Annotated in this window: 21 protein-coding genes and 2 pseudogenes; 11 read left to right on the top strand and 12 right to left on the bottom strand. The window is 54.3% G+C overall.

The features are described from left to right. The first annotated feature begins 33 nt into the window (after positions 1 to 33). The 5 genes from KXR72_RS15785 to KXR72_RS15765 all read left to right on the top strand — a co-directional run bounded on the left by KXR72_RS15785 (position 34) and on the right by KXR72_RS15765 (position 3,789). Positions 34 to 858: a transporter substrate-binding domain-containing protein gene (locus KXR72_RS15785; RefSeq protein WP_437422053.1), complete on the top strand. Its 825-nt coding sequence runs from the start codon at positions 34 to 36 to the stop codon at positions 856 to 858. A gap of 204 nt (positions 859 to 1,062) precedes the next feature. Beyond that, positions 1,063 to 1,887, top strand: coding sequence for an ABC transporter substrate-binding protein (locus KXR72_RS15780; protein ID WP_437422052.1), 825 nt, complete (start codon positions 1,063 to 1,065; stop codon positions 1,885 to 1,887). Between the two features lie 95 nt (positions 1,888 to 1,982). After that, on the top strand, positions 1,983 to 3,119 hold the full coding sequence (locus tag KXR72_RS15775) for a mandelate racemase/muconate lactonizing enzyme family protein (protein WP_437422051.1): 1,137 nt from the start codon (positions 1,983 to 1,985) through the stop codon (positions 3,117 to 3,119). Beyond that, on the top strand, positions 3,110 to 3,478 hold the full coding sequence (locus tag KXR72_RS15770) for a YidH family protein (protein WP_437422050.1): 369 nt from the start codon (positions 3,110 to 3,112) through the stop codon (positions 3,476 to 3,478). Before KXR72_RS15775 ends, KXR72_RS15770 begins: the two co-directional genes overlap by 10 nt. Continuing rightward, positions 3,478 to 3,789: a DUF202 domain-containing protein gene (locus tag KXR72_RS15765; RefSeq protein WP_437422049.1), complete on the top strand. Its 312-nt coding sequence runs from the start codon at positions 3,478 to 3,480 to the stop codon at positions 3,787 to 3,789. Before KXR72_RS15770 ends, KXR72_RS15765 begins: the two co-directional genes overlap by 1 nt. Before the next feature lie 13 nt (positions 3,790 to 3,802). Here KXR72_RS15765 and KXR72_RS15760 read toward each other — a convergent pair whose 3' ends face one another. Then, entirely contained in the window at positions 3,803 to 4,486 is a 684-nt protein-coding gene (locus tag KXR72_RS15760) for a FadR/GntR family transcriptional regulator (protein ID WP_437422048.1), read from the bottom strand. A gap of 482 nt (positions 4,487 to 4,968) precedes the next feature. Here KXR72_RS15760 and KXR72_RS15755 point away from each other — a divergent pair, with 482 nt between their 5' ends. The 3 genes and pseudogenes from KXR72_RS15755 to KXR72_RS15745 form a co-directional block, all read left to right on the top strand. Further along, positions 4,969 to 5,187: a tautomerase family protein gene (locus KXR72_RS15755; protein ID WP_437422047.1), complete on the top strand. Its 219-nt coding sequence runs from the start codon at positions 4,969 to 4,971 to the stop codon at positions 5,185 to 5,187. Positions 5,188 to 5,227: 40 nt separating this feature from the next. Continuing rightward, positions 5,228 to 9,175, top strand: coding sequence for a trifunctional transcriptional regulator/proline dehydrogenase/L-glutamate gamma-semialdehyde dehydrogenase (gene putA, locus KXR72_RS15750; RefSeq protein WP_437422046.1), 3,948 nt, complete (start codon positions 5,228 to 5,230; stop codon positions 9,173 to 9,175). Positions 9,176 to 9,322: 147 nt separating this feature from the next. Beyond that, positions 9,323 to 9,677: pseudogene (locus tag KXR72_RS15745) on the top strand (polyamine ABC transporter substrate-binding protein); the annotation flags it as partial. A gap of 294 nt (positions 9,678 to 9,971) precedes the next feature. Here KXR72_RS15745 and KXR72_RS15740 read toward each other — a convergent pair. Together KXR72_RS15740 and KXR72_RS15735 are read right to left on the bottom strand one after the other, a co-directional pair. After that, the gene (locus tag KXR72_RS15740; protein ID WP_437422045.1) at positions 9,972 to 11,054 is read right to left on the bottom strand and encodes a hypothetical protein; all 1,083 of its coding nucleotides are present in this window, start codon (positions 11,052 to 11,054) and stop codon (positions 9,972 to 9,974) included. A 582-nt stretch (positions 11,055 to 11,636) separates the two neighbouring features. Continuing rightward, positions 11,637 to 11,993 carry a histone-like nucleoid-structuring protein, MvaT/MvaU family gene (locus KXR72_RS15735; protein WP_437422044.1) on the bottom strand — a complete coding sequence of 119 codons (357 nt, stop codon included), beginning with the start codon at positions 11,991 to 11,993 and terminating at the stop codon, positions 11,637 to 11,639. 790 nt (positions 11,994 to 12,783) lie between these two features. Between KXR72_RS15735 and KXR72_RS15730 the strand changes: the two genes are divergently transcribed. Together KXR72_RS15730 and KXR72_RS15725 are read left to right on the top strand one after the other, a co-directional pair. After that, a complete protein-coding gene (locus tag KXR72_RS15730) occupies positions 12,784 to 14,400 on the top strand; it encodes a HamA C-terminal domain-containing protein (RefSeq protein ID WP_437422043.1) in 1,617 nt (538 codons plus the stop codon). Further along, positions 14,397 to 16,577 carry a DEAD/DEAH box helicase gene (locus KXR72_RS15725; RefSeq protein WP_437422042.1) on the top strand — a complete coding sequence of 727 codons (2,181 nt, stop codon included), beginning with the start codon at positions 14,397 to 14,399 and terminating at the stop codon, positions 16,575 to 16,577. Before KXR72_RS15730 ends, KXR72_RS15725 begins: the two co-directional genes overlap by 4 nt. Positions 16,578 to 16,913: 336 nt before the next feature. Here KXR72_RS15725 and KXR72_RS15720 read toward each other — a convergent pair. From KXR72_RS15720 to KXR72_RS15685, 8 genes and pseudogenes are all read right to left on the bottom strand, one after another. Next, positions 16,914 to 17,528 (bottom strand): annotated as a pseudogene (locus KXR72_RS15720) (endonuclease I family protein); the annotation flags it as partial. Between the two features lie 124 nt (positions 17,529 to 17,652). Next, a complete protein-coding gene (locus KXR72_RS15715; protein ID WP_437422041.1) occupies positions 17,653 to 18,420 on the bottom strand; it encodes a PP2C family protein-serine/threonine phosphatase in 768 nt (255 codons plus the stop codon). 63 nt (positions 18,421 to 18,483) lie between these two features. Continuing rightward, positions 18,484 to 19,302 carry a serine/threonine-protein kinase gene (locus KXR72_RS15710; RefSeq protein WP_437422040.1) on the bottom strand — a complete coding sequence of 273 codons (819 nt, stop codon included), beginning with the start codon at positions 19,300 to 19,302 and terminating at the stop codon, positions 18,484 to 18,486. Positions 19,303 to 19,555: 253 nt separating this feature from the next. Then, positions 19,556 to 19,828 carry a hypothetical protein gene (locus KXR72_RS15705; RefSeq protein WP_437422039.1) on the bottom strand — a complete coding sequence of 91 codons (273 nt, stop codon included), beginning with the start codon at positions 19,826 to 19,828 and terminating at the stop codon, positions 19,556 to 19,558. Between the two features lie 61 nt (positions 19,829 to 19,889). Then, entirely contained in the window at positions 19,890 to 20,246 is a 357-nt protein-coding gene (locus KXR72_RS15700) for a histone-like nucleoid-structuring protein, MvaT/MvaU family (protein ID WP_437422038.1), read from the bottom strand. A 70-nt stretch (positions 20,247 to 20,316) separates the two neighbouring features. Beyond that, positions 20,317 to 20,586, bottom strand: coding sequence for a hypothetical protein (locus KXR72_RS15695; protein WP_437422037.1), 270 nt, complete (start codon positions 20,584 to 20,586; stop codon positions 20,317 to 20,319). 13 nt (positions 20,587 to 20,599) lie between these two features. Continuing rightward, the gene (locus KXR72_RS15690; RefSeq protein ID WP_437422036.1) at positions 20,600 to 20,920 is read right to left on the bottom strand and encodes a hypothetical protein; all 321 of its coding nucleotides are present in this window, start codon (positions 20,918 to 20,920) and stop codon (positions 20,600 to 20,602) included. Positions 20,921 to 20,944: 24 nt separating this feature from the next. Further along, positions 20,945 to 21,559 carry a hypothetical protein gene (locus KXR72_RS15685; RefSeq protein ID WP_437422035.1) on the bottom strand — a complete coding sequence of 205 codons (615 nt, stop codon included), beginning with the start codon at positions 21,557 to 21,559 and terminating at the stop codon, positions 20,945 to 20,947. Between the two features lie 315 nt (positions 21,560 to 21,874). Here KXR72_RS15685 and hrpB point away from each other — a divergent pair, with 315 nt between their 5' ends. Then, complete coding sequence (hrpB, locus tag KXR72_RS15680; RefSeq protein WP_437422034.1) at positions 21,875 to 24,397, top strand: ATP-dependent helicase HrpB; 2,523 nt, start codon at positions 21,875 to 21,877, stop codon at positions 24,395 to 24,397. Positions 24,398 to 24,434: 37 nt separating this feature from the next. Here hrpB and KXR72_RS15675 read toward each other — a convergent pair whose 3' ends face one another. After that, on the bottom strand, positions 24,435 to 25,640 hold the full coding sequence (locus tag KXR72_RS15675) for a tyrosine-type recombinase/integrase (RefSeq protein WP_437422033.1): 1,206 nt from the start codon (positions 25,638 to 25,640) through the stop codon (positions 24,435 to 24,437). Positions 25,641 to 25,814: the final 174 nt, after the last annotated feature.

Genomic DNA, 25,814 nt, shown 5'->3' with positions numbered 1-25,814 from the left:
AAAAAAACACTACGTAAACTTGGGGTTACAAAAATGAAAACACGTCTCTTGTTTTTGGTTTCCGCTGTGGCGAGTTGCATCGTGTTGGGTGCAGGTTCGGCTCAGGCAGATCAACTCGCCGATGTAAAAGCGAGCGGAAAGCTCGTCTGTGGAGTTTTGGATATATTTGAGCCGTTCGGCTACACCGATATTGCAACTCGTTCGGTGGTCGGCTACGACGTAGATGTCTGTAAAGCTGTGAGTAAAAAACTAGGCGTCGAGGCTGAGATCAAACCTGTGTCCATTGAGGCACGTATCCCAGAGCTGCAGCAGAAGCATATGGATATGCTTAGTGCCGGTCTGGCTTATACGCCGCAGCGAGCACAACAAGTGGCGTTCTCTGATGCCTACTACGTGAGCAATAACGTGTTGGCGGTCAAAACCAGTCGTGGCTTCAAGCAGAGCAGTGATCTGGATGGCAAGCGCATCAGCTTCGTTAAGGGTAGCATCAGTGAAGCCTACATCCGCGAGATGCTGCCCAGCGCAACGCCGGTAGGTTTTGAGGACGTTTCGACCGGGTTTACCGCACTCCTGCAGAACAAGGTCGTGGGATACAGCACCTCTGAAGAGGTGGTGCAAAAGCTGGTAAACCGGCTCGGCGACAATGCATCTAACTACACTGTACTTCAGCCAGCGATTGGTCGCGAAGTATGGGGGCTGGGTATTCGCAAGGATGAGCCGGCAATGCTGGAGGCTGTAAACACTGCGCTGCGTGAGCTTGAATCCTCAGGTGAGATGCAAGCCATCTTCGACAAGTGGCTCGGCAGTGACACGCTCTACAAAATGAATCGCTCATTCAAAGTTGAGGCGATGAACTAACGAGTTACTGTTAATTGTCTGGCACGCGCCTTTCGCATAGTTCTTGTGTAACAGGCGCGATAGCCAGGCCATTTTAACTGGAAAGCTCGATACGTTTCTTGGCCAGATTCGCGCCAGAACGATTAGTTTGCGTGTGTTAAGTCTAAGGTTTCATGTAAGGTGCGAGCGGATCGCTGCAGTTATATAACTAACCTGGAGCATGCTATGTATAGTAGGTTTAAATCTTTAGGTGCGCTCTTAGTATCGTTGAGCGTAGTGGCGTGTCCTGCTTGGGCAGATCAGCTTTCCGATATCAAATCTAAGGGCACGCTCGTATGCGGTGTCCTTGGAACATTCGAGCCTTTCGGTTATACCGATATCGCAAGCCGCGCCACAGTTGGCTACGACGTCGACGTCTGCCACGCGGTGGCCAGGCAGCTCGGAGTTAAAGCCGAAATTAAACCCGTATCGATCGAGGCGCGCATCCCTGAACTTCAGCAAGGGCGTATGGATCTGCTGGCTGCAGGCCTTGGCTATTCACCTCAGCGAGCTAAACAGGTCGATTTCTCGGATCAGTATTTCATCAGCCCCCATAGGCTGATTGTAAAAGCATCGCGCGGCTACTCGCAGCCCAGCGATCTGGAAGGCAAGCGCGTGAGCTTCACCAAAGGAGGCATTACTGAAGGCTTCGTACGCAGCGCAGTGCAGGGTGCCAAGTTGACTGGATTTGAAGACACCACGACCGCCTTCACGGCCCTAGCTCAAAACAAAGTTGTTGGATTCAGCGTGGCGGAAATCGTCGCTCGCCGCCTGATTAGCAAGACTGGTGCTTCTGCTTCTGAGTACACGATTCTCGAACCTGCGGTTGGCAGCGAGAAGTGGGGTCTCGGGGTGCGCAAAGGCGAGGGTGCTTTGCTCGCTGCAGTCAACGACGCGCTGCGGAAGATGGAGGCCTCGGGCGAGGCTCAGCAGATCTTCGATAAGTGGCTGGGTGCCGAAACAATGTACGACATGACACGAGAGTTCAAGATCGCTCCGATCCAGAACTGAACACCTCCTGACGGCGCCAATCCGAATTGGCGCTTGCGGCGTGTAATCGCGATCGCCCGCCAGCGAAAAGCGGACAACCGGAGTCGTACCACTGCATGAAAATTCAACGAGCGTCCGTTTTGTCTTTTTCTCGCAGGTTGGACGGCAAGGCATGGAATCCTGCCTTTCGCTGGACGGAGCGCCGTGCCCCGTTACTTGTGATCGAGTTTGATAATGGTGTACGTGGAATCGGTGAGGCGTGGTCAGGGTATCGAGGCGTGGAGGATGTCCTGCGCGAGCTTTGCCAAACCGTCGCGCCGGCCTTGATCGGCATTTCGATCAATGATCAGGAGGACATCGCGGGCGCTGTTCCATCTCTGGCTAATGACCTCGGCTCCAGAGAGCGCGCAGCGGCATGGAGCGCCGCTGACATCGCTTTGTGGGATGCCTGTGGGCATCACCTCGCAAAGCCCGTGTGGCAGCTTCTGGGGGGTTCAGTATCGAAAGCGCCCGTATACGCGAGCGCTGGCCTTTACCGAGACGACTACTCCCTGGATGACCTGCGAGATGAAGCTCGCTCGTATCGCCGTGAAGGTTTTAAGGCGATGAAGATGAAGGTCTGCGGCGTCAGCTTGGAGGAAGATCTCAAGCGCATTGGCTCAGTTCGAGCTGGGCTTGGCCCGGATGCCACGATTTGGGTCGACGCCGTAAATCAGCTGTCCGTGGAGTCTGCGAAGAGCTTCTGGCAGGCGATCAAAGGCTTTGACGTCAAAGCCGTCCAGTCACCTTTACCGCCGTCAGACATGGAGGGTATGTGCCAGCTGAATCAAGGCAGCTTTCCCGTCATCGCGTCGGAGGCGGAGCACAGCTTCGACGTATTCAATCGGCTGATCCGCCGCAAGGCTGTCTCCCATCTACAATTCTGTATTCCGCTGGTAAGAGGCTTCACCGGCGCCTTGCGGCTGGATGAGTGGGCGCTTTCGGGCGGAATTCAAACTACTCCTCAGTGCTTCTCGACTGTCGTGGCCCAAGCCGCAACGCTTCACTTTTCTGCGGCTAGATCAAACGTTGTGTCTGCTGAGTTTCATTGCTTCCATGATTACCTGAAGGCGTTGTACGTGGGCGATGCTGGTTCAATAAAAGATGGGTATGCCGAAGCTGGCTCTGGCGGCGGTTTGAACATCACGATTCCTGAGCTGGGCGAGCAACCCGATGGCAGCGTGATCAGCAGTGTAGTGGACGTATGGAAGTGAAGGGCGGGCCCCGGGAGAACTGGCAGCAGGATGGTGCTGAGCCGGACTACCGCTTCTCATTGGCTAACGAGCGCACGTTCTTAGCCTGGATTCGGACGGCGCTCGCGATGTTGGCGGGGGCCATGCTTTTGCACCAGTTCTCGACCGAGTTGCAGCCTCCTCGGGCATTGCTAACGCTGAGCATCTCACTAGTCGCGATATCGGCAATTCTTTCTTGGGGCGCCTATCGAAAGTGGCGAGCGAACGAGATCGCCATGCGTCATGCAAGAGCGTTGCCTCGCTCGATCTTGCTTCCCTTCATGGCGGGATCAGCGACCGCGCTGGCGATGATCGTCGCGGTGATTCTCGGGGTTCAGTGATGTCACTGGCAAGAGACCCCGGACTGCAACCTGAGCGTACGAGCCTGGCCTGGAACAGGACTGCCTTGGCCATGGGGGCGTGCGCACTGTTTCAGATCAGGGAGGCTTTCCTTAGCGAAAGGCCGCTGTCGATCATTGCAGCTGCTGCATTGACGTCGGCCGCTGTTGGGGTGCTGCTGATTGGTCGAAGGCGCATGCTCGAGCTTCAACATACTGACCGTCGCGCACCTTCGGCCTGGATGATCAAGGTGATCTGCGCCTGCAGCGTGCTGGCGACTAGTGCGGTTGGTTGGGTGATGTGCAGCGGTTAGCTCGGGAGGGATATTATTCGGAAGCTGTAATATCGCGATGCACGCGCTTGAGGTGGCCTTCGACATAGAACGCCGCAGCGTCTTCATCACCGGTAATGATTGCCTCGTAAATCAACCGATGCTCCGCTGCATAGAGCTGTATGCGTTCAGGATCGTAGATCCCGTCATCTCTCAGACGATTCCATAGCGGTTGGGTCATGGTCTTGTTCACCTCTTCGGCGATCTTTGAAATGAGGATGTCGCCAGACATGGCAGCGAGTTGGCGATGGAATAAGCGATCACACTCGCTCCACAACGCTTGCTGCGCAGGGTCTGTGATGTCCTTGATGCTCGCCATGCTTTCCAGATATCGCTCAGCCAGTTCATCTCGTTGCGCACGGCGTGCTGCTAGCCGAGCGATGGCAGGCTCGATTAGCTTTCGCACTTCCAGGGTGCTGACGGGGCTGAAATCCGCCTCGGCCAGCAACTCGTTCGTAGCAAGTTCGGAGCCCCGCTGCGCTCGAATTACGGTATCGGCGACGTAGGTGCCCGAGCCGTGGCGTGTGACCACCATCCCCTCGTTCTGCAAAGCGCCGATCGCCTCGCGCACAGCGGGTCTGCTAACCCTTAGTCGCTGCGCCAAATCCCTTTCAGAAGGTAGGCGTGAGCCCTCGGCGTACAGGCCGCCTTCGATTCCCGCCCTGATCTGGTCAGCCACCTGCTCATATATCTGTTTTGGGCGAAATTCAGAATTCATACGAAGCTTCTCGCGCTAGGAGAGTGAGAGAGGAGGCAGCCAGATCGCCGCTTATCCATTAATGGTCATGATCTTACCACTTGAACAAGATAGAGGCTGAACTATCCGGGTGCCTCGTTGAAAAAAGCGCTGTTGCGGTTAATGGAGAAAATGGTCATTTGAGATTACCAAAAACGAAATGTCAGCGGAAAATGGTTTACGAATCTGCGAAAGTGGGCATAGAATAACCAGTAGCTGGTTTAAAAAAGACCAGAATGGCTTTGCTTTCAGCTCATAAAGACGGCCGTTTATGGTCGATTTGGTTTTAAAGCGAACCAATGGCTAACCTTTTGGTGTCTGCACGTCACTGAGCATTACGCGTGCAGATATCAGCCTGCTGATTGGTTGTCGTTCAGCGCGCTCTAGTCAACGCAGTTGGAGCGTATCACTCGGGGTAAAAGAACATGCCGATCGTACGTGTAGAGCTGCTGCCAGGCCGCTCGCCTGAGCAAAAGGCCCAATATGCGAAGAGAGTAACCGAGCTGGCAGTAGACATCCTTGGCTGCCCTCTGGAGGCGGTCGATGTCCTGTTTATCGAGGTTCAGGGTCACGATTGGGCGCGGGCTGGGGTGCCATGCGCATCATCAGCTGCGAAGTCTCCGCCCGAAATCACCCGGCAGTAACCGTAACTTTCAGTGTCCGCTAGGGCTTAGGTGATCAGCTATGAAAACAACAACAACCGTCGCGGTTAACTTAGATTCTGATTTTTGCGATCGGCTCAGAACGGCTGCACAGGCCATTGAGCGCACGCCTCAGTGGGTCATCAAGCAGCTCGTGGTGGGTTTCATCGAACGAACTGAGCAAGGTGCCGCTGTTGGCCATTTGGTCAATCTTTCCGAAGAGCGGACATTAAACGAGCAGGAGATCCTCGAAGCAATTCCTCATGGCGCCGAGCACGTCTTCCTGGAGTTCGCCGAGAGTATTCTTCCTCAGACTGTCATGCGTGCTGCCATTACTGCCGCCTACCGCCGCCCTGAAAGTGAAGCTGTTCCGATGCTTCTGGAGATGGCCCGTCTCGACGATGAGCAGGCAAGCGCGGCCAATAAGATGGCGCTGGGTATTGCTGAGAAGCTTCGTAATCAGAAAAGCGCTGGCGGTCGCCAGGGTCTTGTACAGGGGCTGCTCCAAGAATTCTCCCTCTCGTCCTTGGAAGGCGTTGCGCTGATGTGCCTCGCCGAAGCTCTGCTGCGCATTCCCGACAAAGCCACCCGGGACGCCTTGATTCGCGACAAAATCAGTCACGGGAAATGGGGCCAGCACTTGGGCCAAAGTCCCTCGATGTTCGTCAATGCCGCGTCGTGGGGCCTACTCATCACGGGCAAGCTAGTAAGCACTCACAATGAGGCCGGAATGTCTTCCGCCCTCAACCGGGTGATCGGCAAGAGTGGCGAGCCGCTCATCCGAAAAGCAGTCGACATGGCGATGCGCCTGATGGGCGAGCAATTCGTGACCGGCGAAACGATCGGCAAGGCTCTGGCCAACTCGGTGAAGATGCAGAACCAGGGGTTCCGCTATTCATACGACATGCTCGGCGAGGCGGCGTTGACCGACGAGGATGCCCGCCGCTACCTGGCCTCCTACGAACAAGCAATCCACTCCATTGGCAAGGCATCGCAAGGACAGGGTATCTACGAAGGCCCTGGGATATCGATCAAGCTCTCCGCGCTGCACCCACGTTACAGCAGGGCGCAGTACGATCGCGTGATGGATGAGCTGTTCCCTACGCTTTTGGGGCTGACCCAGCTCGCAAAAAAATATGACATCGGCATCAACATTGACGCCGAAGAAGCTGATCGTTTGGAGATCTCGCTCGACCTGCTTGAGCGCCTCTGCTTCGATCCGTCGCTGACCGGCTGGAACGGGATCGGTTTCGTGATCCAGGCTTATCAGAAGCGCTGCCCGTATGTGATCGACTACGTGATCGATCTGGCCAAGCGCAGCCGGCATCGTCTTATGATCCGTCTGGTGAAAGGCGCCTACTGGGACAGCGAGATCAAGGTTGCTCAGATCAACGGGCTGGAAGGCTATCCGGTCTACACCCGCAAGCCGTATACGGATCTCTCATACATCGCCTGCGCACGCAAACTGCTTGCAGCGCCTCAGCATATTTATCCTCAGTTCGCGACTCACAACGCCCATTCGCTGTCGGCGATCTACCAGATCGCTGGGCAGAATTATTACCCGGGTCAGTATGAATTCCAGTGCCTGCATGGTATGGGTGAGCCACTGTACGAGCAGGTAGTTGGCAAGATTGCTGACGGCAAGTTCAACCGGCCATGCCGCATTTATGCGCCGGTAGGCAGCCACGAGACGCTGCTGGCTTATCTAGTACGCCGCCTGCTGGAAAACGGTGCCAACACCTCGTTTGTTAATCGTATCGCTGACCAGACCATCTCGCTGAATGATCTCGTCGAAGATCCGGTGCGCCAGGTTGAGAAGCTTGCTGCGCAGGAAGGGGCGCTTGGAAATCCGCACCCCCGCATCCCTCTACCTCGCGATTTGTACGGTGCCGCACGTGTCAATTCCAGCGGCCTGGATTTGTCGAACGAGCAACGCCTGGCGTCACTGTCCTCGGCACTATTGACCAGCGCCCACCGGGACTACGTAGCCAAGCCTGTCATCGGAGGTCATGAGCCGGAGGGGTCGACAGTTATATCTGTCACCAATCCTGCTAATCATCGCGATGTGGTTGGACAGGTAATCGAGGCCAGCATCCCAGACGTTAGCCGGGCGCTAGATGTTGCCCAGTCAAACGTATCGGGTTGGCAGGCCACACCTGCGGTTGAGCGCGCACTAATTCTGGAGCGTGCCGCCGATATCATGGAAGGCGAGCTGCAGCCATTGATGGGGCTGTTGGCCCGTGAGTCCGGCAAAACCTTCGCCAATGCAATTGCCGAGGTGCGTGAGGCGGTGGATTTCCTACGCTATTACGCTAACCAGGCCCGTACGTTCAAAAACGATAGCCATAACCCTTTGGGCACAGTGGTATGCATCAGCCCATGGAACTTTCCTCTAGCCATTTTCACCGGCCAGATCGCTGCCGCGTTGGCCGCAGGGAACACCGTACTCGCCAAGCCTGCCGAGCAGACGCCGCTAATCGCTGCGCAGGGAGTTCGAATTCTCGTGGAAGCGGGAGTCCCGCAAGGGGTTCTGCAGTTGCTCCCTGGCAGGGGTGAAACTGTCGGTGCGGCCCTGGTAGGCGATTCTCGCGTGAGCGGTGTTATGTTCACCGGATCCACTGAGGTGGCAGGCATCCTCCAGCGAACTATCGCCGGGCGCCTCGATTCCCGTGGAGGTATCGTTCCGCTCATCGCTGAGACAGGCGGTATGAATGCGATGATTGTCGATTCCTCCGCTCTGGTTGAGCAGGTGGTATTGGACGTCATTAGCTCAGCGTTCGATAGTGCGGGCCAGCGATGCTCCGCATTGCGCGTGCTCTGTGTTCAGGAAGATGCAGCTGACCGCCTGATTCAGATGCTCAAGGGGGCGATGGCGGAGTACCGTCTCGGCTCGCCAGAGCACCTAGCGACTGACATCGGCCCGGTCATCGACAGCGAAGCCAAGGGGATCATCGAACAGCACATCAATGAGATGCGTCAACGAGGTCGTAACGTCTTCCAGGCTGCACGTTTCCAAGCGAGCGATATCGACAAAGGTACGTTCGTTGTACCGACGATTATCGAACTCGATAGCTTCGATGAGCTGAAGAAAGAGGTTTTTGGGCCGGTTCTGCACTTGGTTCGCTTCAAGCGCTCAAACTTGAGCGGCCTGTTGGATCAGATAAACGCGTCCGGCTATGGCCTCACGCTTGGCGTTCACACGCGTATCGATGAGACGGTCGACCAGGTCGTCGATTCTGCAAATGTCGGCAACATGTACGTCAACCGCAACATTGTAGGCGCGGTTGTTGGCGTACAGCCATTCGGGGGTGAGGGGCTGTCAGGTACTGGCCCCAAAGCAGGCGGCCCGCTGTACATGTACAGGCTGCTATCTAGCCGACCACAGGATGCAGTGGTTGATCGCTTGGCGGGAGGCGAGTGTGTGGCAGTCGAGCGTCCTGCCGAGGAGATCTTGGCGATTGACGCTCTGCGTCAGTGGGCGAATACAAATGATCAAGCTGTCGCCCAAGCGCTTGAAGGATTCGTAAGCCGGTCACCTAGCTACCGCACTCATTGCCTGGTTGGGCCGACAGGAGAGCGAAACACCTATACGCTCAAGCCCCGCGAGTTTGTCCTATGCCTAGCGAAGGGAAAATCCGATTTGCTCGTAGAGCTCGCAGCAACGCTTGCGGTGGGTAGCAAGGCCGTTGTGCCAAAGCAGCAGGCGTCACTCATTGCTGATCTGCCAGATGCGGTCATGCGTCGGGTGATTGAAGTGGCTGACTGGACGAAGGCCGACGTTCCGATTGATGCAATTCTGCATCATGGCGATTGTGAACAGCGGGCGAACATTGCGCGCCTCGCCGCCGCGCGTAAGGGGCCAATTGTTGGCGTTCAGGGGGTGGGGATCGGTGACACTGACATTCCGCTGGAACGACTGTTGATTGAGCATGCCTTGAGCGTCAACACCGCTGCTGCAGGTGGCAATGCGAACCTGATGACTATCGGCTGATCCGCTGAGCTCCGCCCATGCAATGTGGGCGGAGCGCTGTCTCTTCGCGATCGCACATCGAGAGCTTGAGTCGTTGTAAGGGGGTAGTTGCTGGAATGGACGAACCCCCTGAAGCCCTGCCGACCGCTACATGCCATCTATGACTGGAACTGGACGGACTACATCGGCGAGACGACGCTGGCTGGATTTTCCAGAGAGCGACCGGTATTCACTCGGTGTACCACCTTTTCGATACCAACGAGATGCTGGACGCCAAGTTGCTGATTGGAGCTCCGGGTATGACGTGGTTGGGCCGAGTAATTACTACCTTGCGCGCCTGATCACAGCAGGAGCGTTCGCCCCGCTGGATCGCTCGCTGCTGCCGAACTATCCGAACATCGATCCTGCCGTCCTCAGGCATCGTGAGCGCAACGATCCTGGCAGCGTCTAGGCGGTGCCCTATTTGTGGGGAACCGGCGGTACTGCTTACAACCAGGACATGGTGAAGAAGGTGCTTAGCCTACAGCTAGGAGTGGTCTGCTCAGGGCCCGCTTTGAGCGGCTGAGGCATGGGATCCTCAGGGCACGGAGCTACCAACCGGCAGGGCGAAATGGGGTAGACTAAATTCTGGGCAACAAAAAACCGCCATGTAGGCGGTTCCTTGAGTTTTCTTCTGCAGTAAGTGCCCTAAGGCCGTCGTGAGGCTCCGGTACTGCTCCAGCATTCCCCACCAGTGATACAGATGCTACTGCAAAAATGGTGGGTTTGTCAATAGCGGACGCTACGCTGGGCGCAGTGCGTCCGCTATGCGTGGGCACTAAGCTTGCGCGTCATTTGCTGCTGCAGGGAGTGAATCCATTTCCTGGTACAGGTCGCGTAACGCTGATACCTCTGTTTCCAAGACGCCATCTCCTAAGCCTTTTCCCCAGCCTACTGCTACTTCCTTCACCAGCTCTAGCTCCCTATTGTCCGCCTTGGCAGCGGCTAGGCTTGCTTCAGTAGTCGCTAGGACTGCCCCCAGCCTAGCTAGCTCGGCTACGAGCTCGTTATTAGCAGCAGCTGCGGCAGCAAGCTCTTTTGTTAGATCTGCTGCACGATCTTTCGTCTGTTGGTAGTCGCTAAGCCCAACGCTATGGGCCAGGCACGTCTTCATTTCTCCGATTTCTGCATTAGTCAGCCAGGTTTGATACTTGGGATCACGCCCTCGGCGAGGGCGCTCATTGCCACGCTGGAAGAAGGTGATTGGCGGAAGTATCCTGCAGGGAGAAATGGATTCAATCATGCCAGTCAGAACCCAGCTCTCCTTGCCGCTGGTTCCCCAAGCCGCCAGCTTTTCCAGCGTTTGCCGAGAAAGCTGAAAGCACGTTCGATCGCCGTTAGGTGCCTGCGACGTCACTGGCACAACCTGTACCTTTCCACGCTTTGCGCTGATCACCACCGCGAGCCGGCGCTTGTGCATCTCGCCTTTTTGGAGAGTATCGCAGTAGCGTTTGTTAGTCCTCATCTCACCATCCTCACGTGCTACGTTTTGGATGAAGCCGTAATCAACGTCGACTAGGGTGCCCATGCGGATGACTCGCTCCAGGCTCTGGCCTGTTTTTGCCAAGGTATGGCGAAGGTACTCTTCGCGTATGCCGGAGCTGAAAGGCTTGCTGAGTACGACGGTATAGATCGCCGGGGTAGCGTCCCTCTCTGACGCTAACGCAACGTCTTCCACGAACCATCGGTAGTGAGAGTCGTTGGAAAACTTCTTAATAAGGTAAACGCTATGTTCGCCTTTGCTGGGCAGCAGCGCCTCGGAAATAGAGTTGAACGTCTCTGTTCCGATGAGAGCTTGCGTAACTGAGCCAGACTCAAGGTCTTTGGTTCGCTCAAAATACCGAATGACGATGGTGTCCATAGCGTCGCTACACTGCAGGCTCCTTAGGGTGCTGGCAGCATGATACGCGATACCATCCGCTGAGTTGTGCTATCTCGCTAGCTATCGTTTGCGCTGTATTGTCAGATGGAAATGCTGGGATCTTAGCCATGTCTGAACTGATCAAGCAGGCCTGCGAGCACTGGCGCTACGTGGCTCCATAGCTAAGCCAGCCAACGAGCGAAGACGAATATGATGCTCTGATCCAGGGCTTGGATAAGTTGCTGGGATTGGAGGCGACGATGAAGATCAGCTCTTGGCTGACCTTGCATCACGCGTCGGGGACATGATTGAGGCCTACGACCAGGATCCATCGGCCATTGCCGGAAATGAGCGGGGCAGAAGTGCTGCGTTACCTGATGAGGGAGCATGGCCTGGGTCAGGGAGATCTACCAGAGGTCGCTACCCAGTCAGTCATGTCCGGGGTGCTTGCTGGCAAACGCCAATATGATGCGCGCCGCGTCCGCGCAGTATTTGATCGTTTCAGTGTTTGTGCGAATGTCTTTTTTCAACACGTAGAAAGAAAAGGGCCGCTAAGGCGACCCTCCCACGTAACCTGGGCAGTTATTGCAGCCAGCTTTCGACTTTCTCGGAACCGTATTGCTCTTTCCAAGCCTTCAGCACCTTGTGGTTGCCTCCCTTAGTCTCGACAACCTCGCCAGTATCCGGGTTTTTGTAGCGTTTCAGCATGCGCTCACGACGTGGGCCTTTCACGGGTGCCGCAGCACCTTTGCTGGCATTAGGATCGAGTAGGGCGATTACGTTACGTAGAGAGTAGCCGTAGTCAGCAAGAAGATTTCGAAGCTTGGTTTCAAACTCAATTTCCCGCTTCAGTTTTTCGTCGCCCTTGAGCGCTTCGAGGCGTTTTTGCTGCTCAGCGATTTGAGCTTGAAGGGCCTTGTATTCTGCAATTATTGACATGGCGTTCCTGCGTCCTCGGTCTAAGTAGTATGGAGATCGATGCAAGTAGGGAATGCCGCAGGTTCGCGATTTATATTGATTGTGTTTTTGCTTGCCAAAGGATCGGCCGCTCCTCAGCCTAGATTGACTACTTGCCAGATCGATTGCGCCGCCATTTCGCAAGGCTTCAGATGGAAAGGGAACCTTTAACGTGCCGACCTCAACCACGCACAGTCGTGGCGGCGGGAGCTAAAATTCATCAAAGACCGCCCCGAAATAGAAGTTTCCGGCCAGAAGAGGTCGCCCGCCGGTTGATAGTAGCTTCACCATTCTCAATTGGCATAAGCGCAACGCGCTGAGCTTTTGAACGCATAGCGCGCAAATCCCGAGCGGATCCGCGCATCGTTAAATACTTTATCGAGCGCTTTCCCAAAATTGCCCTTACGGTAGCGTATGGCTCGCCGTTCCGGCTAAACCAATGTGAAGTGGTGCATAGGCGATGGTCGAGAATCAGGAAGTGGAGGCAACGCTAGCGACAGTACATGCGCTGCAGCGGTGCAACCTGACGGCAATATCAACACCTGGACTAGAACGCTGAACGCGTCGTTGCTGCCGAATATGCATCAATCGCAAATGCTGACACTAAGCAATTTGGTTTTAATCACCATGGCTAAATCTAGCAGGTAGTATTAGGAGGAAGCCTTTACAGTCTGGATTGAGTATCCTTGGATTGGGCAATGTGCCAGGTCTATCTGGACGCAGAGAGGCGTTTGCCATAAATTCCGTGGCCAAAGCTGCCATGGATGTCGAGATGGAACCTAATGACTCTGGCGGAGTCGCTGCCAAGCACGGCTTCATTTACCAGGATTGTGTCGCCGCCTATTACGTCACTCAGATGCTGCGTGACAAAAAAATCCAACGTGTTCGATGTGAAGTCACAGACGACATTGATGTCGTTTGTGATGACTACGTCGAATTCGTCCAGGTTAAAACCACCACGAAGGCTCACTGGGCAAGAAGCGATCTTTTAGTCCTCAGCAGAGGCGCCGACAAAAAGAAAATTCCAGGCAGCTCGATCATGCATAAGTCCATGCAGAGCGAACCCTTACTTACCGTGCCTAGGCGATTCAGGATCGTCACGGAACATCCGGTCAACGTCACACTTGAGTACCTGCACATCAACCTTGATGAGCGTGCCGGAAAGACAGGGCGTGAAGATCTTATCGACTATTTGAACGAAAAGACCAATAACTATGTTGCACCCAGTGGCGTCAGTGTAGCGAGTTGGGTAGACGCTGCGTTCTGGGAAGTATTCCGAACCATGCGCGAGATCGAATTGCTAGGCATTAGCAATATTCGAAGAGCGGCGGATGACCTTCATGGGGTGATATTGAGCAGCGAGGCCTCGGCAGAGGATATCTGGCGAGACATTCTGGACACGGTTACCCGCAAAGGAGCTTTGTCGCGCAGAATCCACTCCGTCGACAGCAAATCGTACCTTCGCTCAGATTTGAATAAGTGGTTCCGAGGGCTGGTCGAAGAGGATCAGAAGCGGGCGGGTCGTAAGGTCTACATCAAACGCCAGCTACCTCACATCCTGGTTCCTTTTCGCAATCCGCTGGCCACTTCGTGCGCCAAGCGCAATGGTCTTGTCCTGCACCAGCAGTACAGCCTTACGCGCTACCGCTACAAACACATCGTCGACAACGTGTGCAAATGGCTGGATGAGGTGTTCCTTCGTCCTAATGAGCTCGCAGACATCAATAAGTTGTCGCTTGTCGAGCAGAGCCAACGTTTGAGGAGCACTGTGTTCGCCTCCCTGGCAGACGTTCGTTCATTCCTGGGGCGAGTGCTTCTTCATGCCACGATACGGCAGATGCATGCGAGTCAGCCCATTCCGTGCTTGCTCTATCTCGAAGGGCAAGACGAAGCAAAGATCCTTGAAAACGTCCATATTGTTCGGCGAGACCCGGAGGGCGATCAGCTGTGGGTTGGCTTCAGTGAGCTCGTGACTGCCGCCAATATAACCACCCGCCTGACTGAGATCCGCGAGGAACTCTATGAGGAGATTAGCGGTTGTTTCAGTAACGCTCGGGGCAAGATTCTCGATATCAAGGATGATAGCTACCTGCTGCGGCATGACATCGACGTCATCCTCGACGAGAGCCACTCGTTCGATGCACACCTGGATCGATTCAGATTTGTGGTGTTCGTCGGATACGACTCTTCGCTGCTGACCGAACCCGAAACTCCTGGGCACGAAGATCATTTGGAGCAAGAAACGGCAGCTCTGTTTGAAGCGTTTGCTGACGATCTTAAACACAACCCGGCGTTCGCAAAACTCACTATCGATGTGTTCATCTACCCCGCGCCAAGTTTGGATACGTTGACCAATTTGCTGGACGAGCAGGTCAGGAAGGCCGTATGAAAGACGTTTACGATGTAGCCAAACAGAGCTTGGATGGGGATGGCTTCTCAGCGTTCCGGTACCTGTCTACGGTTAACTCCCTATTGTCTAACCCAGTCTCCACCTCGCTCGGCAGAGACTTGGCGATAAGAGCGCTCGATGCCCGTGAAAAATTCACCGACCATGCTGCAATTTTGCGCAACATGGTCAGGAAAGCTGGTCTGTTTCCTTACCTGAAAAAAGAGTTTTCTGACCTTTCTCATGGAGATCGGATCGCTCTGGATGTGTACCGAACGCCGTTCTCTGAAGACTACGTCTTCCACTCGATGCAGTTTCGAATTTTCGACTTACTCAAGGATGGCCGCAACGTCGTGCTCAGTGCTCCAACGAGCATGGGTAAGAGCGCTATCGTCGACTCGCTGCTTGGGCTCGGGCGCCTCAAACGTGTCGTTCTAGTGGTACCTACCGTTGCGTTAGCTGACGAGACGCGCAGGCGTCTTCAAGAACGCTTTGGTGAGGTCTATCAGATTATCCACCACAGCTCGCAACAGTGCCGTAGTGAGTGGGTCGTGTACGTCTTGACCCAAGAGCGTGTCAACGAGCGAGAGGACATCAAGGCCATCGATCTTTTTGTCATCGACGAGTTTTACAAACTGGCTTTTCAACAGCTCAAAAGTGGCCGCACGGACTTCACGGACGAGCGGGTCATTGAATTGAATATCGCTCTTAGCAAGCTGCTGAAGGTGTCTAAACAGTTCTACCTCACCGGGCCCTTCGTAAACAGTATTCGGGGCTTGACAGAGCTAGGCCACGACCACACGTTCATCTCCGCAGATTTCAACACCGTGGCCGTCGATGTACAGACGTTCGGTGTAAGTCCCGATGACGATGAGGGCAAGCTGAAAATGCTGGCGACTATTGCGCCCCGGTGCAAAGGAGCCACGATCATCTACTGCAGGTCATCCAAAACAGCTGGGAAGGTTGCCCGCGAGCTCGTTCGGCTTGGGTATGGCCAGCCATTTCAGAGTGAGCATATTGACTGGGTTGCCGAGGAATTTGACCCCGAATGGGACTATACCTATGCCCTCAGAAACGGGATTGGCCTGCATTTCGGTGGCCTGCCTCGTGCTCTCCAGCAGTACACTGCTGACCGCTTCAATGCCGGCGACCTGCGCTTTTTACTGTGCACATCCACCATCATTGAGGGAGTGAACACGATTGCCAGAAATGTCGTTATCTACGACAACCGAAATGGAACACGTGCAATCGACAAGTTCACTCATGGCAATATCAAAGGCCGTGCGGGCCGAATGGGAGTCCATTTCGTAGGCAAGGTGTTTTGTCTGGAAGACGTGCCTCAAGACAGCCTGAATCAGGAGGTCGATGTGCCCCTGGGAATACAGGATGCAGATACCCCCCTGAACTTGCTCGCGAGTGCCCAGCCTGATCACTTGACTGAGTATTCACAGGGCAGGTTCGAAACTGCGTTTTCCCGAGATCGGTTTACTCTAGACTTGGTCAAGAAGCACTCATACTTTCGGATGGAGCAGTTCGAGCAGTTGTACAGCATGGTCGAGATGCTCACTGAGAACGAGTTTGAGTCGCTTGTTTTCCACTGGTCACCAGCACCTGGTTTTTTGAAAACGCTGGCCAGTATCAGCAGCAAGCTAGTGCCCAAGGCATTCACTGCTAATGGACTGCAGACCAAATACCCAGATAAAATTCTGGCCAAGCTGACAAGCTATCAGAAAGCAGAGAGTTACTCGGCTTATTTGAAAGATCAGATTGATTACACCAAGCAGCGGATTAAGGACGGTGAAGAGGTGAACTTTTCCGCGACGCTCAACAATGATCTGAAGCTTGTGAGCAACACCTTCGGCTATACCATCCCTAAGGTATTGGGGCTGTTGGAAGACGTAGTTCGCTTGCACGCTATCAAGAAGGGCGTTCGCACCAAAATTGACTATAGTCATGTCAGAATGACCTTTGAAAACCTCCATCTCCCTTCAGGAGTGAATGCGCTGGAGGAAATAGGCATCCCCATTCAGACGCTGCACCGTATGTCTGAGCTTCTAGACTTCCCAGAGGGAGCTGGGGTGGATGAGATGGCAGATTATCTTCGGCAGAGCGAGCGGGCCTGGGAAATTATGGGAGCTGTCGACCTGAGCTTCATCAGGCGCGCGCTGGGAACGGTGTAACGCCAGCGGCATTCCTTCCTTGAGCGACCGCTACAGTAGCCATCCGCCTTTGACTGGTTGCTGTCGCCAAGGGCAGCAACCGGCCCAGAGTGTGCAAAAACGCCTCCCAATTTGAAGTTTGCGCGTTACGTGAAAATGTGAAAATTAACGGCACGTTAGCGTATGTAGATTTCGCCTGGATGCGCGAATTTTAAAATGGTTTTGAGTGCCTGCCGCAACAGCTTCGTTCAGCACCTAGGCTGGCTAAGTGAGATCAATTCATACATGACGTCGATGCCAGCGGAGACGTCGCCGTTATGGCCGGGCTGACTGCTGGTCATCTTTCAATGCTTTGCCCTACTTGCAATTCCCAGCCTTTCTGAACCCAGCATCAACTGCCTCTGCTTCCGTTTCAAATTGAATGCGGTTCAGTTCGGAAACCTGGTTGTAGCTTGGGCAGCCGACTGGAATGTGGTAGACGAGACTGTTCTTGTTGCCGATCACGCTGCCTTGAGAAATAGCGACATTGGGTCGTGCTGCGCTCTGTGCTTGGCGATCCTTCCGATCAGGCTTCATGACTCCTTCGCCGCGTGGCCTGTAGCTATTGACCAGGTGCTTTGCCCCGTAACGAATGGGTTGGAATGCCCGACAAGTTTGGCAATCCGATTATTACGCTCACGCTCCCATGTAGTTACCGGGTGTTGCTTGCTCCAAGCCATCAACACCTGCTGCCGACGCGACATGTTTCAGGTTGTACCTATCGAACATGTAGAAGGTTGCCCGTGCACCAAGCCCCTTCACTTCATCTCGGGGCTCAGCCGTCCTGCTGGTGAAGTCGATCTTCGTAGCACACTGACCGTACTGGTGCGCCACGCCGCTCGCCACGCCGTAGTTGAAATTGGCCCTGTCGCCGTTCACTTCTCCCACGGACGGATAGAGTTTAAACAGATCAGCTTCCATCGCGCGGAATATGCATTAAATCAGCCTAAACGTGGAGCCAGGCTGACTATGTTGCCGTAAGGTTACTGTGCTATTAAGAGGAATAAGCCGGCCACACTAAACTTTGCACCTAATGCAGCCAGATTTGCAAGCGAGTCTAATCAAAAAGTTCAAACTGTGGTTTAACTGTCAACTTTACAGCTACAAGCGAACAATCATCCGTAGGCACCAGCCGTGCGATACGTCTACGTAGGTTTGCAGCGAACCGGTTCGGATCTTCAAGAGTGCTTTCCAGAAAGCGCGGCCTCAACTCCCACGAATGGTAGGCGCCATCGGACATAATGAACAAGCTTACACTACCATCATTGGCACAAATTTGGTCATACCTCAAGAAAATCTCTTGGAAGCGTAGATTAATTTTCTTTGATATTGCTGAAAACAGCGTATTTTTCCCGCCTGCTTCTTTTAGCTCAGAAGGTCTGTATAAACCTTCGTCTATAAGCATCTGATGCTGGGTATGGTCTTTGGTAATTTGAATAAGCTTTCGATCACTTTTCAAATAAACCCGACAATCTCCAACATGACCTATTCTTATACCCTTTTCTCCCGCATAGCAGAAGGTTAAAGTAGTCGCGGCCTCATAGTAACTAGGGTCTTCCTGAGTAAGATTTGAGACGCGAATTTTAATCTGGTCAAATATCTTCTCAACCGCATCAGCGCTTTCTAATGCTGCCGGTTGCAAGCCTATTAAATATTCGATGGCCGACTCGGATGCGTTGCTTGCCCCAGCATAAGAACCAACACCATCTGCAATCGCCATCAGGAACCCGGTTCCTACCTTGCGTGGCGGCAGAACAGAATCTTCATTTTTTCGCGCTAGTTCTTTTGGAAATGAGAAAACACTTGAGCTTAATAACTTAATCATTTGAGCTCTCCTGAGATGGCGGCAACAAGCTCATTTCGCATTTCTTGAACTTCTGCGTAACGATCAGGGGGGGCGCCGGGCAGTGCTTTTCATATAGACTTTATGAACGCCTGGATTTTCCAACATTTCCAGATCCTCCAATAGCACACCGAGCGCAAAGATATCAGTCCTTTTACTGTAATCGCCCGCAATAGATATTTCAGGAGCCATATATTTAGCGGTGCCCATTGCTGTTGCAATCTTTGTAATAACTTCAGACTCGGTGCTTTTGTCTAGATTTTTGACCAGCCCAAAATCTGACAACTTGTAAATGCCATTCTTAAATCGGAGAATATTGGAAGGCTTTATATCGCGATGGAGGTAATCCAAAGAGTGCAAATATATAAGGCCATCCGCAACCATCAGTAGTACATCGATTTTCTGAGCTGGCGTTAGAATCCCTTTCTCGATATCCTTTTGCAGATCGCCATCCGCGAGATCCATAATAAACCATGGCTGGTCTGATTTTAGATCGCAAAGGTAGATGTTAGCTACATGAGTGTGCACACAGGAGGCTTGATATGACACCTCACGGGCGAAACGTCTTCGAAACTCATCGCGAAGTTCTGGGTCAAGAACACTCAAGGATTTGCGGGCATATTCACCGCATCGATAATCAGCAGTATTGAATAGCTCAATTTTGTCTACAAATCCAAAGCCACCTTCGCCGATTCTCTCAATTATTTTATACTTGTAGTTGCCGTGATAGCCATCCATTCCCTGATCCACGCTGTAACGATTAGAACCGACTTGATTGAAATCCGATGCTGGTAATGTACGCGTCAGTGATGCCCTCGCGGATGACATCATAATGCCATAGATCAGTACGTTGCGTGCATACATACCCCCGCACGTGCACCAACCGGTGCAAAGCCGATGCCGGGGAATGGGAAAGAATGGGATTGCCTGACCTTTTCCAAAATTGCTCACGCATTCGTGAATTTATAGCTTGAATCGACGTGACCTCCTATATAACGGAGTGACGGCTATTGGCCGTTTCGAGCCTGTCGCAACAGGCAGAAGTCCGACAGAAGCGGACACCACCTAGGAACGACGGTTGCGGGGAGGACGGTCAAGAGGGGAAAGCGTCAGTCCGCTATAGAGATGCCTCAGCACACAAAAAAATTTTGCTGATAAAGGGAAGGGGGCGTAGCCCACCCAATAATGGTGGTCTACCGCTTTCGATGCTGCGGAGCAGGATCCCGCCCAACTGCGCCAAGCCTTCGGCACTTTCATGGCTGGGCAACTCCTTCGCTAGATCGCTGGATGCAAATCTCTCTAGGTAGCCGCGCACATTGCTACCAAGAGCATCAGCAGCGTATTCCTCCAGCTCAATCGCCCAGAGTCCGCGCTCTTCATTAAGCGTCATGCCGATTCTGCAAACGAAATAGGCCGCTTTTCGCGGCCCTCGCTGATAGAGCAAAAACGGCTTATTGCAGCCAGCCCTCAACTTCTTGAGAACCGTGCTCCTGCTTCCACGCCTTGAGTGTCTTATGGTTGCCGCCTTTGGTTTCGACGACCTCCCCAGTATTCGGGTTTTTGTAGCGTTTAAGGGTGCGCTCTCGGCGGGTGCCTTTAACAGGCGCTTCCGCAGTTTTCCCAGCTTTTGGGTCGAGGACTGCGATTACGTTGCGCAGCGAGTAGCCGTACTCAGCGAGCAAGGCACGGAGTTTGGTTTCAAACTCGATTTCTTTTTTCAGTTTTTCGTCGTTTTTGAGCGCTTCGAGACGAGCTGTTTGCTCGGCGATTTGGGCTTCGAGGGCTTTGTATTCGGCAATGATAGACATAGTCAGTCCTAGTTCTACAGATCAGTTTTTTACCGCTTTAGCAGGCGCCAAGCAATGCCCGCAGGTTTCTCTAGCGCGGTTCCCTTTTGGCTTGAGAGCAGTTCTTCCCATCAACAGGTGAGAAGAAACCAAATCTTCCCATATTCCTATTTTTCGAGGAATGGTAATAGGTCACGCTAGGGATCAGGGATACGTCAGGCTCTTGGTTGTCGAAGATGATGATCTGCCGATCTTTGTAGTTCTCGGCAACATCGCTATAGAATGAATACACCATGTCTCCCGCAATCTTGTCAGCTTCGCTTTGCTCTTCGCCACGGTCTTGGTCGGCCTGTTTGTACATCGTAAGAGGCGAGTCAAGAACTACAAGGCCAGGGTGTCGGCCCAATGGCGCAAGGTGCTGCATGAGCCCAATGACAAACGACGAAAAGCCGATAGCGCGATAACCCTTTTCGAAGTGAGGTCTTCTCTTGCCAGCGATCAACGCCGCCACATTTGGTGACTTTCAGGTACTGCTTCTTGAGGTAGTGCACCAGTTCAAGCGTGAAGTCCTCCCAGTCGTCAGAGGACGTTATTAACAGTCTTTCCAGGACGGCAACGGGCGCCCCCATTTGGAAATCCAGGGACGTTGCTGAAAAATCAGCTGGCTTTGGCGGAGGGATTTCGCTCTCAATCATGTCGAGCCCCTTCGGGACAGGGCATTAGTATCTCTTGGATACATAAAATAGCCCGTTCCTTTCCACAAGCTGATTTCCGGTGGAGATCAATATTGAATCCAGCGCCAAGTCCCAAGGGATATCCTCCAGCGCTAGACTTATTGTTCCTTCAACTTCATTTGAAACGACGAAGTTCTTGCCTGCGAAGTCGGCGATCAACTGGACGGCAGATCGCACGTCAATATCCAGCAATCTGATTGATATCGCCTCGCCAGTGAATTTTCTATCAGCAACGATATTTTCCCTGTCCAAGTGGACAATGATCTTGGGCTTCAGGGAGAACAGAGAGATCTGATCTGATGCCCCAAGCTGAACAACGCGGTGTTCTGGTTGATATCGATCGGCCTTGACTATGACGCCGTAGCGGCCTTGGTTGAGGCACATTCCATTATAGAAGGGCTTGTCGAGCTCACTGATGTCGACCTTGGCGTCAAATGGATAGGCCTCAACCCGCAGCGCGACCTGGCCATTGGGGCACGAGGAGTGGAGGGGGCCAACCTCTAGACCGGCTATGGAAAGAATGCTTTGAAAGGCCGCGATGCCCGCCGTAAAGCCAGTGACTATTAGTCCAAGGGATTTCAGGGATTCGGGGAATTGCATGGCGATATCCGTATCGGCGAGGTGAAGCCTTATAACCTGCGTGGTCAATTAGAGGCAATGGCAACTTGCCGGCACTAGTGGCAAGGATGTGTAGGGACGCTCTGGTGTTGAATCCAACGCCTGCCTCCTTTGGCTGATCCCTTGGCGCAAGAGGGCTTAGATCTTCAAGGGGCGCGGGGTGGATGTCAGTGGTGATCCGGTGCTTGGGGCCGCAATTAGCCCATCACCTTGACGGTATAAGTTTTACGACAGCGTTAATCGGTAAAGGGGGCGTCTGTCTCAGCGATATACTGTGCAGCTTGACATGGAGCCAACATGATCCAGCTGCCCATCGATGCCGCCATCCCCTCTCTGCGCCAGGCCCTGACTGGCCACGACTCTGTCGTATTACAGGCGCTGCCTGGTGCCGGTAAGACGACACGCGTTCCCTTGGCGCTGCTCAACGAAGCCTGGTTGAACGGGCAAAGCATTCTGATGCTCCAGCCCCGTCGAGTGGCTGCTCGCGCAGCTGCCGAGCGCATGGCCATTGAGCTGGGCGAGAAGGTGGGTGAGACCGTTGGTTACCGTATTCGCCTGGAAAGTAGGGTCGGCCCGCGCACGCGGATTGAGGTGGTCACCGAAGGCATCCTATCGCGCAGGCTCCAGGATGACCCTTCGCTGGAAGGTGTCGGTCTCGTCATATTCGATGAATTTCATCTTCGGAGTTTGGACTCTGACTTGGCTCTCGCGCTATGCCTGAATGGCCGTGAGTTATTCCGTGCTGAACAGCCACTGAAGCTTCTTGTGATGTCGGCCACTCTGGAAGGTGCTCGCCTTTCGAGCCTCCTGGGGGAGGCCCCGATTGTGATTGGTGAGGGGCGGATGTTCCCCGTGAGCACGTTATGGGGTCAGCCCTATCAGGCTGGCGAATACATTGAGCCCAAGGTAGTCCGGGCATGCCTCGATGCTGTCCGGGATCAGCAAGGAAGCATCCTGGTCTTCCTGCCCGGCCAGGCCGAAATCCGACGCGTGCATCAGGAGCTCAGCGATAAGCTTGTTGGGCGTGGTGATTTTCTGTTGTGTGCCCTGCATGGCGAACTGGATCTTGGTGCGCAGCGCGCGGCTATCGAGCCTGCTCCACTGGGCAAGCGCAAGATCGTGCTGGCGACCAACATCGCCGAAACGAGCCTGACCATTGAGGGCGTGCGCGTGGTGATCGACTCCGGTCTGGAGCGGGTGCCACGGTTTGACCCGGCAAGCGGAATGACCCGCCTCGCGACACAACGCATATCCCAGGCCAGTGCTGTTCAGCGCGCGGGTCGAGCTGGGCGCCTGGAGCCGGGTGTGTGCTATCGCCTTTTTTCTCAATCTCAGCACGAGCAGTCTGCGGCTTTCAGTGCGCCGGAGATTGATCAGGCCGACCTGGCTAGCTTGGCGCTGCAACTTGCGCGCTGGGGCGTTACGCCGGATCAGCTCAGGTGGCTCGACGTGCCTCCAGCCGCCGCCTTCGCTCAAGCGCGAGACCTTCTGGATCGCCTGGGGGCTTTGGAAGCCGACGGCCGCCTGACTGTCCATGGCCAAGCGATGGCTGAGGTGCCGGCACATCCCCGAATTTCTCACTTGCTATTGCGTGGTCACGCACTGGGCTTGGGCTCACTCGCCTGTGATCTGGCGGCGCTGCTGGGCGAGCGTGATGTGCTACCTGGTGGAGGGGCTGATCTGCACAGCAGGCTTGCGATGCTAGAGGGCAGTCAGCGCAGGCCGCGACACGCCCACGGTGCTGCTCAGCGAATCAAGCAGCTTTCTCGTCAGTACCGCAGCTACCAACGTGGGAGCGTCACAGAGGCCGTGGCTGATCCAGAGCATTCTCGTTGGCTCGGTTGCCTATTGGCGTTGGCCTATCCAGACCGCGTGGCTCAGCAGCGCCGTGCAGGCGGCGGCGAGTATCGGCTCGCCAATGGTCGCGCTGCGATGTTCACCGAACCTGACGCGCTCATGAAGCACTCCTGGTTGGTAGTTGCTGAGCTGGGTAGCCGACAAGGACAGCGTGAAGAGCGCATTTACCTCGCGGCTGACCTTGATCCTGCATTGTTCGAAAGCGTGCTTGCGCAGCACGTGGTGCTCGTCGACGAGCTCGATTGGGATGAGCGTGCTGGGGCCCTGGTTGCCGAGCGTCAGCGCAAGGTGGGAGAGTTGGTGTTGAGCTGCCAGCCACTGAAGGCGCTCGATGCGGATGCGCGTAGCCGGGCGCTTCTGGGGGTTGTTTGGAAGAAGGGGTTGGAGCTTTTGCCTTGGACGCCAGAGCTGCGCCAGTGGCAAGCGCGTGTGACGCTCCTGCGTGAGTTGGATCTTGCGCAGCAGGGACAAAGTAAGTGGCCGTGTGTTCGTGATGCCACGTTGCTCGCGACTTTGGACGAGTGGCTGCTTCCGTACCTGAGTAACGTCAGCCGGCTGAGTCACTTCAGCCTGTTAGACCTCAGTTCCATTCTGCGCGGTGCGCTTCCCTGGCCGCTTCCGCAGGAGCTGGATGAGTTGGCTCCAACCCACATAAAGGTGCCGTCAGGATCCTCTATTAAGCTGGACTACAGCGAGTCTCCGCCAGTGCTGGCTGTGCGGCTCCAGGAGATGTTCGGGCTGGGGGATACACCTCGCATTGCGGGCGGCAAGCTGCCGATCAAGCTGCACCTCCTTTCGCCGGCTCGGCGACCCGTCCAGGTGACCCAGGATCTGGCTAACTTCTGGCGCAGCACCTACATAGAGGTGAAGAAAGATCTGAAGGGCCGATACCCGAAACACTGGTGGCCGGATGATCCGATTGAAGCAGAGCCTACAGCTCGGACGAAACCGAGAGGAGGCTGAACGATAGGGGTTTTAGGGCACCTTGTGTGAGCAAGCCTTACTGTCTAAGCAATACCGATTCACGCTGTTTGGCAATGTCGAAGTCCTTTTGTGCCATCTGCCTAAGAGCTATGAGCTCCTTTTTGTAAGCGTCTACCGGCATCCCTTCTTCCAACATGGCTAGGAGCTCATTTTCCTCGGCAAAGTACTTGTCCATTGCCATAACCAGATGCACTGAATTCACTGTCTCGGTGTAGTCTGACAGCTCGCGGAAGGCAAGGTGGATGTAGCGGTCGACCGAGTCTGGATTGAGGTGGCCTGTCCAGCTGATAACCTCCGCTTTAAATGTCGTGCTATCAAGCAAAGCCCTGCAAAATTCATCGTCATTCGTGAGCTTGTGGCGTTGAATGAATCGTACGAAAAGGTTAGTGATAAACGCGTGGCGGAATGTATGAGGCGTAACCTGTGCTTTGATGCCTGCTAACTTGCGAAGCTCTCTAATCTCGTTAGAGAGTACGGGCCCAGTAAGCGGCATACCGGTGGTGGAGGAAACGAAGAAGAAACCATGATCCCTTTTGCCCTTGTACACATGCCTCATGATCCGTCGGCGTTCAACCTCCATGTACTGGCGAAGCTTTCTTAATGTCGTGACGAAAATAGGAACGAAGCGTACTGCTCCTTCTTCGCGCTTCAAAGTCTCGAACTCGAGGAGAGGATGCTCCATTGCAAGAGCCGCAAGGACAGCGTCAACCTTTAGACTAGCGATTTCATCGCGTCTAGCCCCCGTGTCGATCAGGAGATCAATGAGGCAACCCCGCCTCACCTTAACGGAAGTGGGCGCGTCGAGCCTTCGTAAGGCACACTTCAAAAGCTCAATTTGCTCAGAGGTCACTGGGCTGCGCCGGCGCTCTCGGTGTTTAGAACCAAAGGAGTGATGGGTTAGATAGCTGCGAGCGATTTTCCGCCCATTGCTGGTAATAGCTCTAAGAGTCTCCTCCCTAGCTCTAATGGTGCCATCCGGGGAAACGAATCTATCTTCCCCATAGATCCTTCCAACGAACGAAAGGAAATCGAGCCACACGCGTCCTGTGGCTATTACAGTTGTGTCAGATTTCCTACGCTGTGCAGGGTTGTAGCTCGCTGATTCACAGCGTATCTCTTCGATGTATGCCGTAAATTGCGCATCGCTCAAAGCTATAGGGTCAGTCCCATCTCGATAGCAACGGCGCAATATTTGGCTGACTTTGGCAGCATATTCGCCCATTGACCCACCTTTATGCCCTCTACGCGACAATCCTCGCCGCCCACGGCCTTTGCGGTTTAGAAGGGATTGCATATAGAGATTGCCGATCAGGCATGGTGACCCATTTGGCCAAACCATAAATGGCATATTGGTGGCGTCATGAGTGCTGATTTTGTCTACTGAGAAGTGACTAAA

The sequence above is a fragment of the Stutzerimonas chloritidismutans genome (assembly GCF_051486945.1).
GTDB lineage: Bacteria > Pseudomonadota > Gammaproteobacteria > Pseudomonadales > Pseudomonadaceae > Stutzerimonas > Stutzerimonas chloritidismutans_B.
The sequence above is the reverse complement of the archived record's forward strand: the minus strand, read 5'-3'. Positions and strand labels throughout refer to the sequence as shown.

Coding starts and splice junctions, on each gene's coding strand:
- KXR72_RS15730 (WP_437422043.1), top strand. CDS start 12,784: ATGGAACCTAATGACTCTGGCGGAGTCGCTGCCAAGCACGGCTTCATT.
- KXR72_RS15685 (WP_437422035.1), bottom strand. CDS start 21,559: ATGCAATTCCCCGAATCCCTGAAATCCCTTGGACTAATAGTCACTGGC.
- KXR72_RS15770 (WP_437422050.1), top strand. CDS start 3,110: ATGGAAGTGAAGGGCGGGCCCCGGGAGAACTGGCAGCAGGATGGTGCT.
- KXR72_RS15715 (WP_437422041.1), bottom strand. CDS start 18,420: ATGATTAAGTTATTAAGCTCAAGTGTTTTCTCATTTCCAAAAGAACTA.
- KXR72_RS15765 (WP_437422049.1), top strand. CDS start 3,478: ATGTCACTGGCAAGAGACCCCGGACTGCAACCTGAGCGTACGAGCCTG.
- KXR72_RS15755 (WP_437422047.1), top strand. CDS start 4,969: ATGCCGATCGTACGTGTAGAGCTGCTGCCAGGCCGCTCGCCTGAGCAA.
- KXR72_RS15675 (WP_437422033.1), bottom strand. CDS start 25,640: ATGGGCGAATATGCTGCCAAAGTCAGCCAAATATTGCGCCGTTGCTAT.
- putA (WP_437422046.1), top strand. CDS start 5,228: ATGAAAACAACAACAACCGTCGCGGTTAACTTAGATTCTGATTTTTGC.
- KXR72_RS15775 (WP_437422051.1), top strand. CDS start 1,983: ATGAAAATTCAACGAGCGTCCGTTTTGTCTTTTTCTCGCAGGTTGGAC.
- KXR72_RS15700 (WP_437422038.1), bottom strand. CDS start 20,246: ATGTCTATCATTGCCGAATACAAAGCCCTCGAAGCCCAAATCGCCGAG.
- KXR72_RS15735 (WP_437422044.1), bottom strand. CDS start 11,993: ATGTCAATAATTGCAGAATACAAGGCCCTTCAAGCTCAAATCGCTGAG.
- KXR72_RS15710 (WP_437422040.1), bottom strand. CDS start 19,302: ATGTATGCACGCAACGTACTGATCTATGGCATTATGATGTCATCCGCG.
- KXR72_RS15740 (WP_437422045.1), bottom strand. CDS start 11,054: ATGGACACCATCGTCATTCGGTATTTTGAGCGAACCAAAGACCTTGAG.
- KXR72_RS15725 (WP_437422042.1), top strand. CDS start 14,397: ATGAAAGACGTTTACGATGTAGCCAAACAGAGCTTGGATGGGGATGGC.
- KXR72_RS15695 (WP_437422037.1), bottom strand. CDS start 20,586: ATGTACAAACAGGCCGACCAAGACCGTGGCGAAGAGCAAAGCGAAGCT.
- KXR72_RS15780 (WP_437422052.1), top strand. CDS start 1,063: ATGTATAGTAGGTTTAAATCTTTAGGTGCGCTCTTAGTATCGTTGAGC.
- hrpB (WP_437422034.1), top strand. CDS start 21,875: ATGATCCAGCTGCCCATCGATGCCGCCATCCCCTCTCTGCGCCAGGCC.
- KXR72_RS15785 (WP_437422053.1), top strand. CDS start 34: ATGAAAACACGTCTCTTGTTTTTGGTTTCCGCTGTGGCGAGTTGCATC.
- KXR72_RS15690 (WP_437422036.1), bottom strand. CDS start 20,920: ATGATTGAGAGCGAAATCCCTCCGCCAAAGCCAGCTGATTTTTCAGCA.
- KXR72_RS15705 (WP_437422039.1), bottom strand. CDS start 19,828: ATGACGCTTAATGAAGAGCGCGGACTCTGGGCGATTGAGCTGGAGGAA.